The following is a 17,420-nucleotide window of genomic DNA, read 5'->3' as shown; positions in this document are numbered from 1 at the left end:
AATCCTGCATTTACAGGCACTTTGGTTACAGGATACACAGGTCTTATACATCGATCTCAATGGCCAAATGAAAGTAGAAGAATTGATACCGAATATGCTTTTGTTAATGGCCCGATTGGTCGAGAAAGAGATATGGGATTAGGTTTGACCATTTTGAATCAACGAGAAGTTTTTACCAATTATAATTACATCCAAATTAATGGTGTTTATTCATACAATGTCAATCTAAGTAATGATTGGAGATTTAGATTGGGTATAGAAGCAGGTTATGGTCATAAAAATTATAATTTCAATGGGCTTTTATTAGAAGACCAAATCAATATCAATAACGGAACAATAAGTGGAGGAAGTGTTGACCCTAGTGTTTTAAATAATAATGATTATATTAGTTTTTTTGATTTTTCATCTGGAATAGTATTGTATAGTGATAAAGCTTGGTTTGGTGCTTCATTAAAGCACTTGAATAAACCTAATATTGCATTTACGGATTATGCCAACGTTCCATTGGAACTATTTTTAAGTCTTCATTGTGGATATTCCTTGAGTTTGGATGATACCCATCTGTCTTTTTTTCCCGATCAGACTAATGTGTTATTCACTGCCAATTATATGCGTCAAGCGCAATATAACCGATTGGATTTTGGAACAGCTTTAGAATTTAAACCTTTTATTATTGGAGTCCTTGCAGCGACTAATCCAGAAGGAAAAAGCAACAATAGTCAACTATTAACCTCTTTAAATCTTTTTGGTTCTATTCAATTAGATCGTTTTGTATTTGGCTATTCTTATGATATTAGTACTTCACAAATGGGGAATACCCATGGTGTGCATGAAATTTCATTGACTTGGCAAATAGGCCGTGAATGCTCGAGTTGTGATAATTATTTGGTAAAGCATCCTTGGGGTAGAAATTATTAAAAAATTAACTTTTTAACTCCAAAAATTGTTCTTATTTATCAATGCAGTCCACTTTTGAAAATTTATATTTTACTTGTTCAAATTCGATTGGTGTATCTTTAACAAAATAAGACGCACCCATATTATTTTCTATTTTTCCATTACCTAAAATGAGTTCTTCTCCTTTCTTTAAAAATGCCATTGGGTTTTTATAAGTAATTTTATCATTTGTTCCTTGAATAAAAGTATAGGATGCAAATAAGGTGTCTCCACGAAATTCTCCAGCAATTTTTCCAACCTTGTTCGGCATATTAAAAACTTTCATCTCCATATTCCCGGTTATTGCTCCGTCTTTTAAAGTGCTAACTTCTAAATCAACAGTATCTTGTTCATAAATTGCTTTATAGCACTGTTTACTTATTGGCATTTCTGCCTGAACTTGAGGAACTCCTTCAACTGGTTGACTTTGATTCTTTTTGCAACTTACAAATGCAATGCAAGTTAGCGACAAAAATAATAGGCCTAAATTTTTCATAATCGTAAATATTTAGTAAATAATTGTGGCAATAGCCAATGCCAAGTTACGCATAAATAGCGGATAATGAACTAGATTACTTAAAATATGTTGTATTTACAACTATCATAATTAAAAATAAGTGTTCTTAATTGCACTTAAAATTAAAGCTAATTTTGATAAAAATATTAGTGCAATTTTTAAATTTACTCCACAGAAAATCTGAATCAACTGTTAGCAAATTCGAGGTAATTGTTCGCCAATCAAAGGGCTCACCACTCTTTTTCCTCCAAAGGCACTTTCGAGAATAATTTTAGATTTATTTTCAGTAGTAATTGCCCCAATAATAGAAGGATTTTGACCTAGCGATTTTAAAATTTCTATTATTTCATTTTCTACAGATTTTGAAACAATACAGGCAAAAACGCCTTCATTGGCCACATACAAAGGATCTAATCCAAGAATTTCACAGGCACTTTTGACTTGAGTATCGACAAGTATTTTTTCGTCTTCCAAAAGCATTCCGAGATTACTTTCAGTAGTTATTTCGTGCAAAACGGATGCGAGTCCACCACGAGTGGCATCTCTGAGGAAATGGACATCAGCTCCGCACTTATCCATCAATTTTTCTACTATAATATTGAGATTATTTGTATCACTTAGAATTTCACTTTCGAACTGTAGCCCTTCCCTTTCAGACATTATTGCCATTCCGTGAGAAGCAATTGGCATATTGACTATTATAGAATCTCCAGGTTGAATCCTGTTGATACTAATATTCGCATTTTCGTGTAAAACACCAACACCTGATGTATTAATATAAATCTTGTCTCCTTTCCCTTTTTCGACCACTTTCGTATCTCCAGTTACGATGAAAACACCCGCTTTATCGGCAGTCTTTCGGATAGATTTGATGATTTCGGTAAACTCGTCAACCCCAAATCCTTCTTCAATAATAAAAGCTAAGGAAAGATATTTAGGAATGGCACCACACATTGACAAATCATTTACTGTTCCGTTTACGGCTAATTCTCCAATGTTGCCTCCTTTGAAGAAAATGGGATGAATAACATAACTGTCTGTAGAAAAAGCCAATTTTCCTTGTATATCAAGAAAAGCACCATCGTGTCTTACGTTGAGAATTGGATTATTCAAATGTTTGAAAATCACTTCGTTTAAAAGCTTGGTCGTATGCTCGCCTCCACTACCGTGATGCAGGTTTATTTTTTCTGAATTATCTTGTAGGTTTTGCATTAATTGTATAGAATGTTTTTGAAAAATAATTAGATTTCTTCGCCCATTTGTTTGAGTACTTCCATTGTAGTTCTTGCTTCTTCTTCGTTTATTATTCCGATAGCAGCTCCAACGTGTACCAATAAGTAATCTCCAATTTTAGCGTCTGGAACCAAGGCCAGATTGACTTCTTTTATCACTCCTTCGAATGATACACTTCCAATTCTGAATGTTTCATCTATTTCGGCTACTATTTTTTCTAATTTTCCTGGGACAGCTAAACACATATTATTATGATTTTAAAGATTTTTTTAAAAAATTGTACCAAGAGTCTAAACCTTCTCCTGTGTAAGCAGAAACTTCAAAAAACTCAAGATTAGGATTTACTTTTTTAGCATAATCCTTCAACTTTTCAATATCAAATTTTAAATAAGGTAATAAATCAATTTTATTGATGATACAAACTTGTGAACCGTAAAACATATCCGGATACTTAATAGGTTTGTCCTCGCCTTCTGTGATAGAAATAATTACTACTCGAATATTTTCACCTAAATCAAACATCGAAGGGCAAACTAAATTCCCCACATTTTCAATCATCATTAAGGAACCTTCTTTTGGAGAAAGCTCCTTAACCGCCTTGGCTATCATTTCGCTATCAAGGTGACATCCTTTGCCTGTGTTGATTTGGATTACAGGAACTTTGAGAGCTGCAATCCTATCAGCATCATTTGTTGTTTGCTGGTCACCTTCGATTACATTAAATGAAATTTCGTTTTTCAAGTCGGCAATAGTGCGTTCCAGCAAAGATGTTTTCCCCGAACCTGGAGAACTAACGAGGTTAATTGCAAATATATTTTTGGCCTCAAAATAGCCTTTATTTCTTTCGGCCAATAAATCATTTTTGTGCAAAATTTCTTTTTCCAAATTGATTTCTTTGGCATTTATATGAATGTGGCTGTGATCTTCATGATGATGGTCGTGAGTATGACTATGGTCGTGGTCATGACTATGATCGTGGCTATGATGTACATCTCCATGACTATGGGTGTGAGAATGTTGAACGGCTTTGCCATTAACATTTATGAATTTAATTTCGTTTTCGTCTGAACTACATCCACAAGTTACACACATACTATTACTGTTAGTTGATTATTAATTTTTTAATTTTTAATTCTTTACCCGAAATTATATTTTTGAATGGGCTGTTGCATTTAGGACAGCAGTCAAATATTTTTTCTAATGGATATTCCGTATCGCATTCGGCACAAATTGCCTTTCCTTCCGGTTCCGTAATTATTACTTTCGAATCCTGCAAAACAGTTCCATTTGTACTAAGTTCCCATACAAAATTCAAAGATTGGATTTCAACTCCTGAGAGTTTTCCAATTTCTAAATATATTTCTAAAACTTTTCTTCCATCACCATTTTCTACCTCTTTCTCGGCGGTTTTAATAATAGACGTTGCAATGGAAAGTTCGTGCATACAATTTAATTCAACGATTTAATAGAACTTTTTTATCTTAAAAATTCTTCTATGACAAATATAGTAAAATTATTACGACATCTATATTGTTAAATTATTATTAAATTCACAAAATTAGCAATCTTTTATTAAGTCTCATTCTAAATATAACGTTGTAGTAAAATGTATCATAAAAATTATTAAATTTATTGCGTAATTAAAATTAAATTATTATGGGACAAAAAATCAAAACAAATGAAACTTATTACGAAAGTATCGTTAGACAAGGATACAATCGAAGAGATTTTTTAAAGTTTGTTGCATTTATTGGCGCCTATATGGGTGTAGAATCATCCGCATTGGGGCAAATCGCTAAATCATTATCAACAAAACCACGATTACCTGTTATTTGGGAACATTTCCAAGAATGCACGTGTTGTAGTGAGTCCTTCATTCGTTCTGATCACCCTATTGTTGCCGATATTATATTGGATAAAATTTCATTGGATTACACCTTAACATTAATGGCAGCTTCCGGACATCAAGCCGAAGCAGCTAAGAAAGCCACTATGGATAAATACAAAGGAGAATATATCCTTTGTGTTGAAGGTTCTATTCCTTTGGGAGACGATGGGAATTATTGTTGCATTGGAGGTAGAAGCGCTATCGAAATAGTAAAAGAAGCTGCTGCTGGAGCCAAAGCCATAATTGCTTGGGGAAGTTGCGCAACTACAGGATGCGTTCAAGCTGCAAAACCGAATCCAACTGGAGCAGTTCCTATTCAAGATATAATTACAGACAAACCAATAATCAATGTTCCGGGCTGTCCTCCTATTGGTGAAGTTATGGCAGGAATTATTGTTCACGTTGTAGCATTCGAGAGACTTCCTGAACTCGACTCCGCTGGAAGACCAAAAGCTTTCTACTCTAAAAGAGTGCATGACAGTTGCTACAGAAGACCCTATTTTGATGCAGGATTATTTGTCGAAAATTTCGATGATGAAAACGCCAAAAAAGGATATTGTTTGTATAAAATGGGTTGTAAAGGACCTACAACTTACAATGCTTGTGGTAACATCAAATGGAACGGAGGCGTTAGTTACCCTATTCAATCAGGACATGGCTGTTTAGGTTGTAGTGCCAAGGATTTTTGGGATGCTGGAAGTTTCTACTCTCGTGACCTTGCCATTGGAGGCGGAATCGAAAGCGATGCTGACACTTTAGGAAAAGTTGCTCTTGGTGCTGTAGGTATTGGAGTTGCTGCCCATGCTGTTCTTTCTAATGTTTCTAAAAGGAAAGAATTAGACAGAAGAATTACAGAAGGTGAAAAAGTTGAATCAAAAATTAAAGATTAATAAATCAAAAAATAATACAAGATGGCAGAAAGAATCGTAGTTGACCCAATTACAAGAATTGAAGGACATTTAAGAGCAGAAGTAGAAATTTCGGACGGAACTATACAAGAAGCTTTTTTGTCCTCGACAATGGTAAGAGGTCTCGAAAATATTGTTAAAGGAAGAAATCCTAAGGATGTTTGGGCTTTTGTTCAAAGAACCTGTGGAGTTTGCACAACTGTACACGCAACAACATCTGTTAGAGCTGTTGAAGATGCCCTTGGAATCAAAGTACCACCCAATGCTGAAATGGTTAGAAACATCATGACTGGAGCATTGTATCTTCATGATCACGTGGTTCACTTTTATCACCTTCATGCTTTTGATTGGGTGGATGTTGTAAGCGGATTAAGTGCAGACCCAGTGAAAACTTCGCAATTGGCTCAAAGTATAACTAATTGGCCAAAAAGTTCACCGGGCTATTTTTCTGATTTGCAAAAAAGACTGAAAAAATTTGTAGAAAGTGGACAATTGGGAATTTTCGCTAATGGCTATTGGGGTCACCCAGCAATGAAACTCCCACCAGAAGCTAATTTAATGGCAACTGCGCATTATCTAGAAGCATTAGAATGGCAAAAAGAAATAGTAAAAGTGCACGCTATCTTTGGAGGGAAAAATCCACATCCTAATTATTTAGTTGGTGGTATGGCTTGTGCTATTAATCTTGATGATGCTAGCGGTTTGAATGCAGAAAGATTAGCAATGGTTCAAAAATTATTAATTCAAGGCAAAGAGTTTGTAGAACAAGTATATATTCCGGATGTTCTTGCTATTGCTGGTTTCTACAAAGATTGGGGAGCCATAGGTGGATTCCATAATTTTATGAGTTTCGGAGATTTACCAATGCAGGGTTACAATAATACAGATAATAGTACTTTCAAATTTCCATCGGGAGTAATATTAAACAAAGATTTATCGAAAGTGCATGATCTTGATTTGCGAAATTTAAAAACTGTAGAAGAATATGTAAATAATTCTTGGTATGATTATTCTGGTGATGGAAACGCAGGTAAACATCCTTGGAGTGGAGAAACAAATATACATTATACGGGGCCAAAACCCCCTTACACCCATCTTGATGTAGAACAAAAATACAGTTATATCAAAACTCCAAGATGGAAAGGTCAGGCAATGGAAGTAGGTCCTTTAGCAAGAACATTAATAGGATATGCGTCGGGAAGACCTGAATACAAAGAAATTGTTGATGCCACCCTTTCTAAACTGCAAGTTCCTGCTGGAGCTCTTTTCTCCACTTTAGGAAGAACAGCTGCAAGAGCATTGGAAACGCAATTAGTAGCTGGATGGAATTTAGAGTTCTTTGACACTCTTATCAACAATATCAAGAATGGAGATACCAGAATGTCTAATATGGAAAAATGGGAAACATCCTCTTGGCCTTCTGAAGCTAAAGGTGTAGGTTTAGTTGAAGCTCCTCGTGGTGCATTAAGCCACTGGATTGTGATAAAAGATGGTAAAACTGAAAATTATCAACAAGTTGTTCCTTCAACTTGGAATGCTTCTCCTAGAGATCCAAAAGGACAAAGATCACCCTACGAAAGTGCTTTATTAAATACTCCAGTAGCTGATTCTGAACTTCCATTGGAAATTATTAGAACTATTCACTCATTCGACCCTTGTATTGCTTGCGCAGTGCATTTGTATGACGAGAATGGCAACATCATTAATCAAGTGAATGATATCTCTGTTTGTAACGTATAATGCATCCCTTTAAATAATTTTTTATGGCAATACAAGAATATAAAAGAGCTTATATATGGCAACTGCCAGTCAGGCTATTTCATTGGGTTAATGCACTGGCAATAACGATTTTAATTATCACTGGATTATTAATATCACACCCACCAGCACTTATGTCGCTGAATGAAGCTTCTGAACAATTTTGGTTCGGATACATCCGAATGATTCATTTTATGAGTGCCTATTTGATGGTAGCAGTCTTGATTATGAGAGTATATTGGGCATTTAAAGGTAATAAATTTGCCAACTGGAGAGTATTTATTCCCTTTAACAAAAAGGGACTTTCAAACGCTTGGCATACCATCAAATATGATGTTTTTCTCCAAAACGAAAAAACGTATGATTATAAAAATATACATGTAGGTCATAATAATGTTGCTGCCATCTCCTATTTGGTTATGTTTGTTATGGCATTAATAATGATTTTCACAGGTTTTGGATTATATTCAGCTAATGCAACTTGGTTTTTACCAAAAATATTTGCTTGGGTTCCAGAATTTTTAGGTGGCGATATGAACACTAGAGTTTTGCACCATTTAACTATGTGGGGATTCATTTTGTTCGCATTGGTTCATGTGTACCTTGTTCTTTATCATGATTGGTTGGAAGGCCGAGGCGAAACATCAGCAATGGTAAGTGGCTATAAATTCGTAAGAGCTGAAAGAGCTAAAAAAGAAGCCGAGAAAAAATAAATAAAGTAGAATTGGTTAATAAAATTCCCTGAAAATATCAGGGAATTTTTTTAATAGCTAAAAAATATAGAAATGGCAGAAGAATTATTTCCACACGTTTCAGACGGATTTCATAACAATGGTAACAAAATTTTACTATTGGGAATCGGCAATTATTTAATGGGAGATGAAGGCGTAGGCGTACATTTTGTTAATTCTTTAGATGAATCTGAATTTTCAAAAAACATCACTTTGATGGATGGTGGAACTGGTGGATTCCTACTCATTCCCTATCTTGAAAGTCATTCTGTTGCTATTATTGTTGATGCAACAATGGATGGAAAAGAAGCGGGAACCATTAGCCTTTTGAAACCCAAATTCTCGAATGATTTCCCTTTATCATTGAGCGGACATAACTTTGGATTAAAAGATATGGTCGAAATCCTAACCATGTTTGGTCGAATGCCAGACATCTATCTTTACACCGTTTCTATTGACAATATGGATCCAATGGTTACCGAGTTATCTCCTAAAGTTAAAGCTTCATTGTCTAATTTAAAAACCAAGATACTCGATTTAATAGAAGAATTAAAAACAAAAAACAGTGTACTAATTGAATCCTAGCACTTTTGAAATAGTAATTTCTGGAAGAGTTCAGGGTGTTGGTTTTAGACCTTTTATATTCAATTTGGCTAAAAAATTGAATATAAAAGGTTTTGTAACCAATAATGAATTGGGAGTTTTAATCAATGTAGCTGCCGATGAGAACACTATAGATGATTTTTACAAACAAATACTCCTTCAAAAACCCCAAAGTTCCGAGATTACATCTTCTCAAATAAATAAAATTTCATCTTCAGAAATATTTGATGATTTCGTCATAAAACCCACAGCTCACAACCTACTCATTGATATTCCGTTAACTCCTGATTTTGCGATTTGCGAAAGTTGCTCGAATGAAATTCTGGATGCTGAAAATCCCCGATATTACTATCCTTTTACCACTTGCACCCAATGTGGACCAAGATATACCATTACCAAAAAATTTCCTTTCGAGAGAATTAATACCAGCATTGATGATTTTACAATGTGCGGAAATTGTTTACAGGAATACAAAAACAGTAATGACATTCGGTTCCATTCCCAGACAAATTCTTGCCCAAATTGCGGAATTACTCTAAAATTCACCACTAATTTAGGAGAAATTTTATCAGAAAAAAACACTGAAATATTCAAAATAATAGCCGAAAAACTAACATTAGGAAATATAATTGCCTTAAAAAATACGGCTGGTTATGTATTGATTTGTGATGCAACTAATAATGAAGCTGTAAAAGAATTGAGAACTCGAAAAAAAAGACCCACAAAACCTTTTGCAGTCTTGTTCAAAAACACGGAATCAATAGGAAAATATCTAAAAATAGATGATTTAGAAAGTAATTTACTTAATTCTACCGAAGCTCCAATTGTTATTTTACAACTAGAAAATGCATCCGATTTAGCTATCAATCAAATTTCACCGAATCTTGAAACTATCGGTGCAATGATTCCAAATTCTGGAACATTGAAATTAGTGATGGAAAATTTCGGAAAACCTATCATTGCCACAAGTGCTAATTTTCACGGTTCGCCCATTTGTTCAAGCGAAAAAGAAGCTACAAAAACATTAAAAGAAATCGCTGATTATTTTCTACATAATTCCTTGAATGTGCTTCATCCACAGGATGATTCGGTGATGAAATTCACGGAAAAAAATTCACAAAAAATAATTCTGAGGAGGTCTCGCGGATTTGCTCCCAATTTATTAGAATTTAAAACCACAGAAAGAAAGGAAAAAATACTATGTTTTGGCAGCGATTTAAAAAACACCATTACTATTTTGCCTAACAGCAATTGTTATGTAAGCGAATACATTGGCGATTTGTCTAATTATGACACCTATTTAAGATTTGAAAAAACGATAGAAGAATACACTCGAATATTCAGTTTTGAGCCCGAAGTAGTTTTGTTTGATGCTCATCCAAAATATGTGAGTTCCAGATTAGCAGAAAGTATAGTTCATCAAGAAAACCAAATTCATTATCAAAAAATCCAGCATCATAAAGCGCATTTTGCAGCAATTATTGGTGAAAAAAAGCTGTGGAAAACTGAAAATAAAATACTTGGTATTATTTGGGATGGCATTGGTTTTGGAGACGATAAACAAATTTGGGGAGGAGAATTTTTCGAATATCATAATAAAGAAATCAACAGAATTGGGCATTTGGATTATTATCCTTGGGTTCTTGGCGATAAAATGTCTAAAAATCCCAAGATTTCAGCTTTGTCCATCAGTGATTCAAATCCATTTTTTAGAGACCATTTCGATGATAATGAATGGAATATTTATTCGAAAGCCATACAAAATCCAACTATTCAAACCTCATCGATGGGCAGGTTATTTGATGCTGTAGGGTTTGTATTAGGATTTCATCAACCCATTTATTTTGAAGGAGAAGTTGCCATTTATTTGGAGAAAATAGCTCAAAAGGAATTCTCAACTTCAAAAAAAGAATTAATTGATTATCTAGAAAATATCGAATTCAGCGAAAATATCATTCCAACAAAACTACTTTTTGACCAAATTATTACTGCAAAAATAAATGGAATTTCAGTTGGAGAAATAGCTAAAAACTTTCATTATACATTAATTAAGTGCATCGAAAAAATAGCATCAAGCAATAAAATTCGTACTTTAGCATTCAGTGGTGGGGTTTTTCAAAACTCTCTTTTGGTAGATATGATTATCGAATTTTTATCTAAAGATTTTGAGCTTCATTTTCACGAAAATCTATCGCCAAACGACGAAAACATTTCTTTCGGACAATTGAATTATTACCTAAATATTAAAAATTAATTTTAAAAAATATGAACATAAACGAATTGTTGGGAACCATAGGGAAAACAGATGAATCTGATAAAATATCCTATTCTGCTGGAGTAATTATGGCGCAAAGCCTCAAAGACATTGGTTTTGACGAAATAAAATATGATGATTATATTGAAGGAATGAAATCGGTTTTTAATGATTCTTATCCAAAGATTACCCAAAAAAGAGCCATTGATATTTTTCAAAACTATGTGGCATTGCTTCAAGAAGATCAAAAAGATAAAAACGCTGAAATAGGTAGAAAATTCTTGGAGGAAAACGCCAAAAAAGAAGGAGTTATCACACTCGAAAGCGGTTTGCAATTTGAAATTCTGGCACAGGGAAATGGAGAAATTCCAACTATTAATGATACTGTAAAAGTAATTTACGAAGGCACTTTATTAAACAAAGATGTTTTTGATTCGACCAAAGATACCGGTGCCATAGACTTGCAATTAGCCGAAACCATTTTGGCTTGGCAAGAAGCGTTGCTATTGATGCCAGTAGGTTCTCGTTGGAAATTATACATTCCGCATCATTTGGCTTATGGAGAATATGGTGCACAACCAATGATTCAACCCAACACCACTCTTATCTTTATTATAGAATTGATAGAGATCGTTTAAAAAATTAAATCCAATGAAATACCTAACCGAATACCGAAATCCAGAACTCGTAAAACATTATCTATCTGAGATAAAGAAAATAGCTACGAAACCTTGGAACATAATGGAAATTTGTGGAGGTCAAACTCATTCATTGGTGAAAAACGGATTGCTTGAGTTGCTTCCCAAAGAAGTGAGAATGATTCACGGCCCAGGTTGTCCTGTTTGCGTCACTCCTATTTCATTGATTGATAAAGCCATTGAATTGTTGAAACAAGGCGTAATTGTTTGTTCATTTGGTGATATGATTCGGGTTCCGGGTTCCACAAAAAGTTTACTTCAAGCTAAAGCTGATGGTGGCGATTTGAGAATTTTGTATTCCCCACTCGAAGCTGTAAATATTGCTGCTGCAAATCCTGATAAAGAAGTGGTTTTCTTTGCTGTTGGTTTTGAAACAACCGCTCCAAGTAATGCACTTTCTGTCATTCACGCAGATAAATTGGGTTTAAATAATTATTCTATTTTGGTTTCTCACGTCTTGGTTCCGCCCGCAATGGAAGCTATTTTATCGGACAAATTTTGTACCATCGATGCTTTTTTAGCTGCGGGTCACGTGTGCACCATTATGGGATTGGACGAATATCATCCTATTGCTGAGAAATTTAAAATTCCGCTTGTGGTGACAGGATTTGAACCTGCTGATTTGGTTCAAGGAATTTATCACGCTATACTTCAATTAGAAAATGGCGATTATTTCGTGGACAATCAATACAAACGAATGGTAAAGCCAGAAGGCAATCTAAAAGCCAAAGAAGTAATTTATGATGTTTTCGAAATTGGTGAACAAGAATGGAGAGGCATTGGCAAAATTCCGGAAAGTGGTTTTGTAATGACTGAAAAATATAAAAAATACGACGCCAATAGCAAGTTTTCCATCGAAGTAGCACCTAGCGAAAAAGACAAAAACTGTATTGCAGGTGAAATTCTAAAAGGAATCAAAAAACCTCACGAATGTCCTGAATTTGGCAAAACTTGCAAACCATCCAATCCTCTTGGAGCTCCAATGGTTTCATCAGAAGGTGCTTGTGCTGCTTATTATCATTATTCTGTTTAAAAAATGATTGGAATTTTAATTACCGCTTATGCTGGACTGGAACACGCTTTTGAAGCCGATCATTTATTGGCGGTCAATAGCTTAGTGACTAATAGAAACAACCTCAAAGAATCTGTAAAAGATGGTATTTATTGGGGAATTGGTCACACACTTACCATTTTTGTAGTAGCTGTTTTAATGATAGGTTTTAAAGTTAGCGTCAGCGAACACATTTTTAGTTATTTGGAAGCCACGGTTGGTTTGATGTTAGTTTTTTTAGGTATTTATCGCTTGTCAAAATTATTCAAAAAAAATACACACAGCCATACTTATTCGCATAGTCATACTCTTTCCAATACGGATCCTGTAAGCCATTTGCATTCACACACTTATACACATTCGCATATTATTTCCGCTTCAAATCACACTCATCCCAATAAATCGAATAGTTTTAGTGCCGCTTTTGGAGTGGGGTTGGTTCATGGTTTGGCAGGAAGTGGTGCCTTAGTTGTTTTAGTACTTTCTCAAATGAAATCTACTCTAGAAGGGTTAACCTATATCTTGATTTTTGGAATCGGTTCCATAATAGGAATGTTTATAGCGTCGGGGTTATTTAGTCTGCCTTACGGAAAATCGATATTGAAATCCCAAAAACTACAAATGGGACTAATCATTGTCTCTTCGTTACTTTGTATCTTATATGGTGGAAAAGTGATTTATGAGAATCTTTTCTAATTTTACAAAGACAAGTCAGAAATCGCCGATTTGTTATCTTTTAGAATATTAGTCGAAGTCGCAAACTCGTCCTTCTTTTTCATCAAAAGCCAAGCATTTTTTTGAGGAATTTTTAATCGCACTAATGTAAATTCCCCTTTTAATTTCTTGCCACTAAGGATAAAACTAAGAAGACCCTTTTTTAAATCTGATTTAAATTTAGTTTGGACTGCATTATCATCATCGTTCAAAGTATAGGTTCCGTTGTCCCAAACGATAACTTTTCCCGCTCCGTAATTTCCCTCAGGAATAGTTCCTTCAAAATCCTTGTAAGCATAAGGATGATCTTCAACTAAAATTGCTAATCTTTTCTCCTCAGGATTCATAGATGGTCCTTTTGGAATGGCCCAACTTTTTAAAACACCATTTACTTCCAAACGGAAATCATAATGCAATTGGGAAGCTGCGTGTTTTTGTACTACAAAAATCAATTCGTTTTTTGATTTTTTTATCTCCCCTTTGGGTTCTGTAGTCGAATTAAAATCTCGTTTTTGATTGTATTTACTTAAATCCATAGCGAATAGGTATTACATTTAAAACAGATTAAAGTTACGATATTAAATTTAATATCCTGTAAGAAAGATAGATAGAATAAAAATAAAAACGAGGATATCCTTTAGGGCATCCTCGTTTTCTATACAAGACAAAATAATTATGAATTAGTCTTTTACTCCTAGTTTAGTCAAAATATCATCCATCAAACACCATTTGGTGATAGAAGATTGCAATAAATTGGCTCCTACAAAAGCAGTAAACCATAACCAGTTTTGATTGACATAAATGGCTAATAACAAACTGATAAGTATAAAAGTACCTGCAATAGCTCTTACGATTCTGTTTTTCATATTTTCTGTTTTAAATTAATTAATTTTTATTTGCTACATCTTTCGATGTTAAGAACTGCAATGTGAATGTTTGATTTTGATACTTGTTCTTTATTAAACAATCCCACTAATTCAAAAAGAGAATCTACTTTTTCTTTTTGAACAAAAGCATAGAAAAGTATGGATTCTGTTTCTTGCATATTGGTAGCAAACCAATTTCCTTCCATAGCATCTTCGGAATTGTCTTTAAATCCCTTTACATCCTTATAAGAAAATGATTTAACTTTAGATTTCTTAAGTATCTTCTTAATATCATTTTCGAATTCTTTTACTGCGGTAATGAGTAATAGTTTCATATTTCTTTAATTTAAAATGTTATTGGTTTAGAAAATCAGAGTCATTATTTTCCTCTTCTATCTCCCCTCCTTTGGAGGGGTCGGGGGAGGATTCCCATTTTTTTCGCTCAGTAATGTAATAAATAATTGGCACTACAAGCAATGTTAATACTGTAGAAACAATAGCTCCAAACACTAATGATATTGCTAATCCTTGGAAAATGGGGTCAAATAATATAATTGATGCACCAATAACTACCGCTCCAGTTGTTAATAAAATAGGCGTTGTTCTTACTGCACCAGCCTCGATAATCGCTTGTTTAATTGGCACTCCTTCGTTGAGTCGGATTTCGATGAAGTCAATCAATAAAACCGAGTTTCGAACCATTACACCAGCCAAAGCAATCATTCCTATGAAAGAAGTCGCTGTAAAAAAAGCACTCAACAACCAGTGTCCAAATACAATTCCGATTAACGAAAGTGGTATAGCAAGCATCATTACCATTGGTGTTTTAAAATTTTGAAACCAGCCCACAATCAACATATAAATAATGACAATAACCACCATAAATGCTACACCTAAATCACGGAAAACTTCTAATGTAATTTGCCATTCACCATCCCATTTTACAGTAAAATCACTTTCATCTGTAGGTTGTTCCATATACAATTCGCTTACTTTATAGCCTTTTGGCATCTTCATTTTAGCCAATTTCTCATTCATTCCTAGAATCGCATAAACAGGACTTTCTAAAGCTCCAGCCATATCGGCCGTTACATAAACCACGCGTTTTTGGTCTTTTCTGTAGATTGTTTTTTGCAAAGTATCACGAACCACTTTTACCAAATCACTCACCGGAATCATATTCCCCTGACTTCCTTTGATTTTTAAGTTTTGAATGTCTTGCAAACTTGTTTTGTCCTTGTCGTCAAGCGAAAGTACGATGCCCACATTGTCATACGAGTTTTCGTCATACAAATTAGAAACAGGATATTCTTTCAATAAATAAGTCAAATTTCCCACTACTTGTTGCGGAGCAATTCCGTTTAGCATTGCTTTTTCTTTGTCCACTTCCAGTTTGTATTCCACTTGATTGTCTTCAACCGTCCAATCAATATCCACAATATCCGAAGTATTTTTCAAAATATCTTTTACCTGATTGGCTACTTTTATTTGGTCTTTGTAATTAGGTCCATAAATTTCAGCAACCAAAGTAGAAAGTACAGGAGGTCCTGGTGGAACTTCAATTACTTTTACGTTTGCACCATATTTCTCGGCAATTTTCTGAATCTCAGGACGCATTTCTTTGGCGATATCGTGACTTTGTAGTTTTCTGTCTTCTTTGTGCAACAAATTCACTTGAATATCTGCCATATTACTTCCACCACGCAAATCATAATGACGCACCAATCCGTTGAAAGTTATCGGCGCCGATGTTCCAATATAATTTTGGTAATTCACCACTTCAGGTTTGGTCGAAAGATATTGTGCAATTTCTTTGGTAACTGCTGCAGTGCGTTCCAATGTCGTTCCTTCGGGCATATCAATTACCACTTGAAATTCGTTTTTATTATCAAATGGAAGCATTTTCACCACAACTGATTTAGTGAAAAACATCGTTACCGAACCGATTAATAAAACAACAGTTACAAGCAAAAGAATTCTTCTTTTCGAACTGCTGTCCAATAAAGGTCTTTCGAGTTTGTTGTATATTTTATACACCCAACTCGTTTCCATTCCTTCTTCGTGTTTGTGTTGTTGCTCGTCTTTTTCTTGAAGCAAATGGTATCCTAAATAAGGCGTTACGGTCAAAGCTACAAACAAAGATAAAATCATCGCAATCGAAGCACCAATAGGCATTGGACTCATATAAGGCCCCATCATTCCTGACACGAAAGCCATTGGCAATATCGCCGCAATTACAGTAAATGTTGCTAAAATTGTAGGATTTCCAACTTCATTTATCGCATAAATAGCCGCTTGCTTGAAGGGCAGTCGTTTCATTTTGAAATGGCGGTGCATATTTTCGGCAATGATAATACTATCATCAACTACAATTCCCACTACGAATACTAGTGCAAAAAGTGTAATTCTATTCAGCGTATAACCCAACAAATAATAAGCAAACAAGGTCAAAGCAAATGTTAACGGAACTGAGAAGAATACCACTAAACCGCCTCTCCAGCCCATCGCTAAAATCACTAAAAAGGTTACTGCAATAATCGCAATTCCTAAGTGCATTAACAACTCTCCTACTTTATCAGAAGCCGTTTCTCCGTAGTTTCTGGTTACTTCTACGTGAACATCACTTGGAATTAAATCTTTCTTCAACAGTTCCACTCTAGAAATGATTTTCTCCGAAATTTTCATCGCATCAGCTCCTTTTACTTTTCCGATAGAAATCGTAACCGCAGGATATTCCGATTGATCTGCTTTGAATTTTTCGTTCGCTTTTCCGTAACCAAAAGACACATAACTTCTAGCTGTAGAAGGTCCATCTTCAACTGTGGCAACTTGTTTTAAATAGACAGGCATATTTTTATTTACACCAACAACTAAACTTTCAACATCTTCCGCATTCGAAAGAAATTTCCCTGTAGTAACCAGATATTCTTGGTCATTATTAACAAAACTTCCCGATTGCGAACTTCCATTATTGGCTTGAATCATTCCCATAATTCCCAAAGCATCCACGCCATTTTCGGCCATTTTATCTTTGTCGAGAACTACTTTTAATTCTCTATTTCGACCACCAATTTCTTTGGTAATCGCCACATCTTTCACTTTTTCAATCTCCGAAGTTACTTCCTCAGCAATTTGACGCAACTGGAAATCATCCATTTTTTCGCTCCAAAGCGTCAAACCCAACATTGGCACATCGTCAATCGAACGCGTTTTTACCATTGGTTTGTAAACGCCTTTCGGAAACATATCTTCGTGTTTCGACA

At 34.7% G+C, this 17,420-nt stretch carries 18 protein-coding genes; 9 read left to right on the top strand and 9 right to left on the bottom strand.

The window, feature by feature from the left end:
* Positions 1 to 918: PorP/SprF family type IX secretion system membrane protein (locus tag PHC28_RS05570; protein WP_300097103.1), on the top strand; the 918-nt coding region annotated here is incomplete at its 5' end.
* Positions 919 to 949: 31 nt separating this feature from the next.
* Here PHC28_RS05570 and PHC28_RS05565 read toward each other — a convergent pair.
* The 5 genes from PHC28_RS05565 to hypA all read right to left on the bottom strand — a co-directional run bounded on the left by PHC28_RS05565 (position 950) and on the right by hypA (position 4,130).
* On the bottom strand, positions 950 to 1,432 hold the full coding sequence (locus tag PHC28_RS05565; protein ID WP_300097101.1) for a hypothetical protein: 483 nt from the start codon (positions 1,430 to 1,432) through the stop codon (positions 950 to 952).
* A gap of 213 nt (positions 1,433 to 1,645) precedes the next feature.
* Positions 1,646 to 2,665, bottom strand: a complete 1,020-nt coding sequence (gene hypE / locus PHC28_RS05560; protein WP_300097099.1) for a hydrogenase expression/formation protein HypE — start codon at positions 2,663 to 2,665, stop codon at positions 1,646 to 1,648.
* A gap of 29 nt (positions 2,666 to 2,694) precedes the next feature.
* Positions 2,695 to 2,931 carry a HypC/HybG/HupF family hydrogenase formation chaperone gene (locus PHC28_RS05555; protein WP_300097097.1) on the bottom strand — a complete coding sequence of 79 codons (237 nt, stop codon included), beginning with the start codon at positions 2,929 to 2,931 and terminating at the stop codon, positions 2,695 to 2,697.
* 4 nt (positions 2,932 to 2,935) lie between these two features.
* On the bottom strand, positions 2,936 to 3,778 hold the full coding sequence (gene hypB, locus PHC28_RS05550; RefSeq protein WP_300097095.1) for a hydrogenase nickel incorporation protein HypB: 843 nt from the start codon (positions 3,776 to 3,778) through the stop codon (positions 2,936 to 2,938).
* A 10-nt stretch (positions 3,779 to 3,788) separates the two neighbouring features.
* Positions 3,789 to 4,130, bottom strand: a complete 342-nt coding sequence (gene hypA / locus PHC28_RS05545; RefSeq protein WP_300097092.1) for a hydrogenase maturation nickel metallochaperone HypA — start codon at positions 4,128 to 4,130, stop codon at positions 3,789 to 3,791.
* Between the two features lie 212 nt (positions 4,131 to 4,342).
* Here hypA and PHC28_RS05540 point away from each other — a divergent pair, with 212 nt between their 5' ends.
* The 8 genes from PHC28_RS05540 to PHC28_RS05505 all read left to right on the top strand — a co-directional run bounded on the left by PHC28_RS05540 (position 4,343) and on the right by PHC28_RS05505 (position 13,273).
* Complete coding sequence (locus tag PHC28_RS05540) at positions 4,343 to 5,464, top strand: hydrogenase small subunit (protein ID WP_300097090.1); 1,122 nt, start codon at positions 4,343 to 4,345, stop codon at positions 5,462 to 5,464.
* A 21-nt stretch (positions 5,465 to 5,485) separates the two neighbouring features.
* Positions 5,486 to 7,222 carry a nickel-dependent hydrogenase large subunit gene (locus tag PHC28_RS05535; RefSeq protein WP_300097087.1) on the top strand — a complete coding sequence of 579 codons (1,737 nt, stop codon included), beginning with the start codon at positions 5,486 to 5,488 and terminating at the stop codon, positions 7,220 to 7,222.
* A gap of 23 nt (positions 7,223 to 7,245) precedes the next feature.
* The gene (cybH, locus tag PHC28_RS05530; protein ID WP_300097085.1) at positions 7,246 to 7,953 is read left to right on the top strand and encodes a Ni/Fe-hydrogenase, b-type cytochrome subunit; all 708 of its coding nucleotides are present in this window, start codon (positions 7,246 to 7,248) and stop codon (positions 7,951 to 7,953) included.
* Between the two features lie 72 nt (positions 7,954 to 8,025).
* Positions 8,026 to 8,556, top strand: coding sequence for a hydrogenase maturation protease (locus PHC28_RS05525; RefSeq protein ID WP_300097083.1), 531 nt, complete (start codon positions 8,026 to 8,028; stop codon positions 8,554 to 8,556).
* A complete protein-coding gene (hypF, locus tag PHC28_RS05520; RefSeq protein WP_300097081.1) occupies positions 8,546 to 10,828 on the top strand; it encodes a carbamoyltransferase HypF in 2,283 nt (760 codons plus the stop codon). The genes PHC28_RS05525 and hypF overlap by 11 nt, the downstream gene beginning before the upstream one ends.
* An 11-nt stretch (positions 10,829 to 10,839) precedes the next feature.
* Entirely contained in the window at positions 10,840 to 11,466 is a 627-nt protein-coding gene (locus PHC28_RS05515; RefSeq protein ID WP_300097079.1) for an FKBP-type peptidyl-prolyl cis-trans isomerase, read from the top strand.
* Positions 11,467 to 11,479: 13 nt separating this feature from the next.
* Positions 11,480 to 12,559: a hydrogenase formation protein HypD gene (gene hypD, locus PHC28_RS05510; RefSeq protein ID WP_300097077.1), complete on the top strand. Its 1,080-nt coding sequence runs from the start codon at positions 11,480 to 11,482 to the stop codon at positions 12,557 to 12,559.
* 3 nt (positions 12,560 to 12,562) lie between these two features.
* A complete protein-coding gene (locus PHC28_RS05505) occupies positions 12,563 to 13,273 on the top strand; it encodes a sulfite exporter TauE/SafE family protein (protein WP_300097075.1) in 711 nt (236 codons plus the stop codon).
* A gap of 2 nt (positions 13,274 to 13,275) precedes the next feature.
* On the opposite strand, the gene PHC28_RS05500 is transcribed toward PHC28_RS05505, so the two are convergent.
* The 4 genes from PHC28_RS05500 to PHC28_RS05485 form a co-directional block, all read right to left on the bottom strand.
* Positions 13,276 to 13,827, bottom strand: a complete 552-nt coding sequence (locus PHC28_RS05500) for a DNA polymerase ligase N-terminal domain-containing protein (RefSeq protein ID WP_300097073.1) — start codon at positions 13,825 to 13,827, stop codon at positions 13,276 to 13,278.
* 144 nt (positions 13,828 to 13,971) lie between these two features.
* Positions 13,972 to 14,157, bottom strand: a complete 186-nt coding sequence (locus PHC28_RS05495; RefSeq protein WP_300097071.1) for a DUF2892 domain-containing protein — start codon at positions 14,155 to 14,157, stop codon at positions 13,972 to 13,974.
* 26 nt (positions 14,158 to 14,183) lie between these two features.
* A complete protein-coding gene (locus PHC28_RS05490; RefSeq protein ID WP_300097069.1) occupies positions 14,184 to 14,492 on the bottom strand; it encodes a hypothetical protein in 309 nt (102 codons plus the stop codon).
* 19 nt (positions 14,493 to 14,511) lie between these two features.
* Positions 14,512 to 17,420: efflux RND transporter permease subunit (locus tag PHC28_RS05485; protein ID WP_300097067.1), on the bottom strand; the 2,909-nt coding region annotated here is incomplete at its 5' end.

This window comes from Flavobacterium sp., from assembly GCF_028712645.1.
In the GTDB taxonomy this organism is placed as follows: domain Bacteria; phylum Bacteroidota; class Bacteroidia; order Flavobacteriales; family Flavobacteriaceae; genus Flavobacterium.
This window is presented reverse-complemented; position numbering and strand designations above follow the sequence as displayed.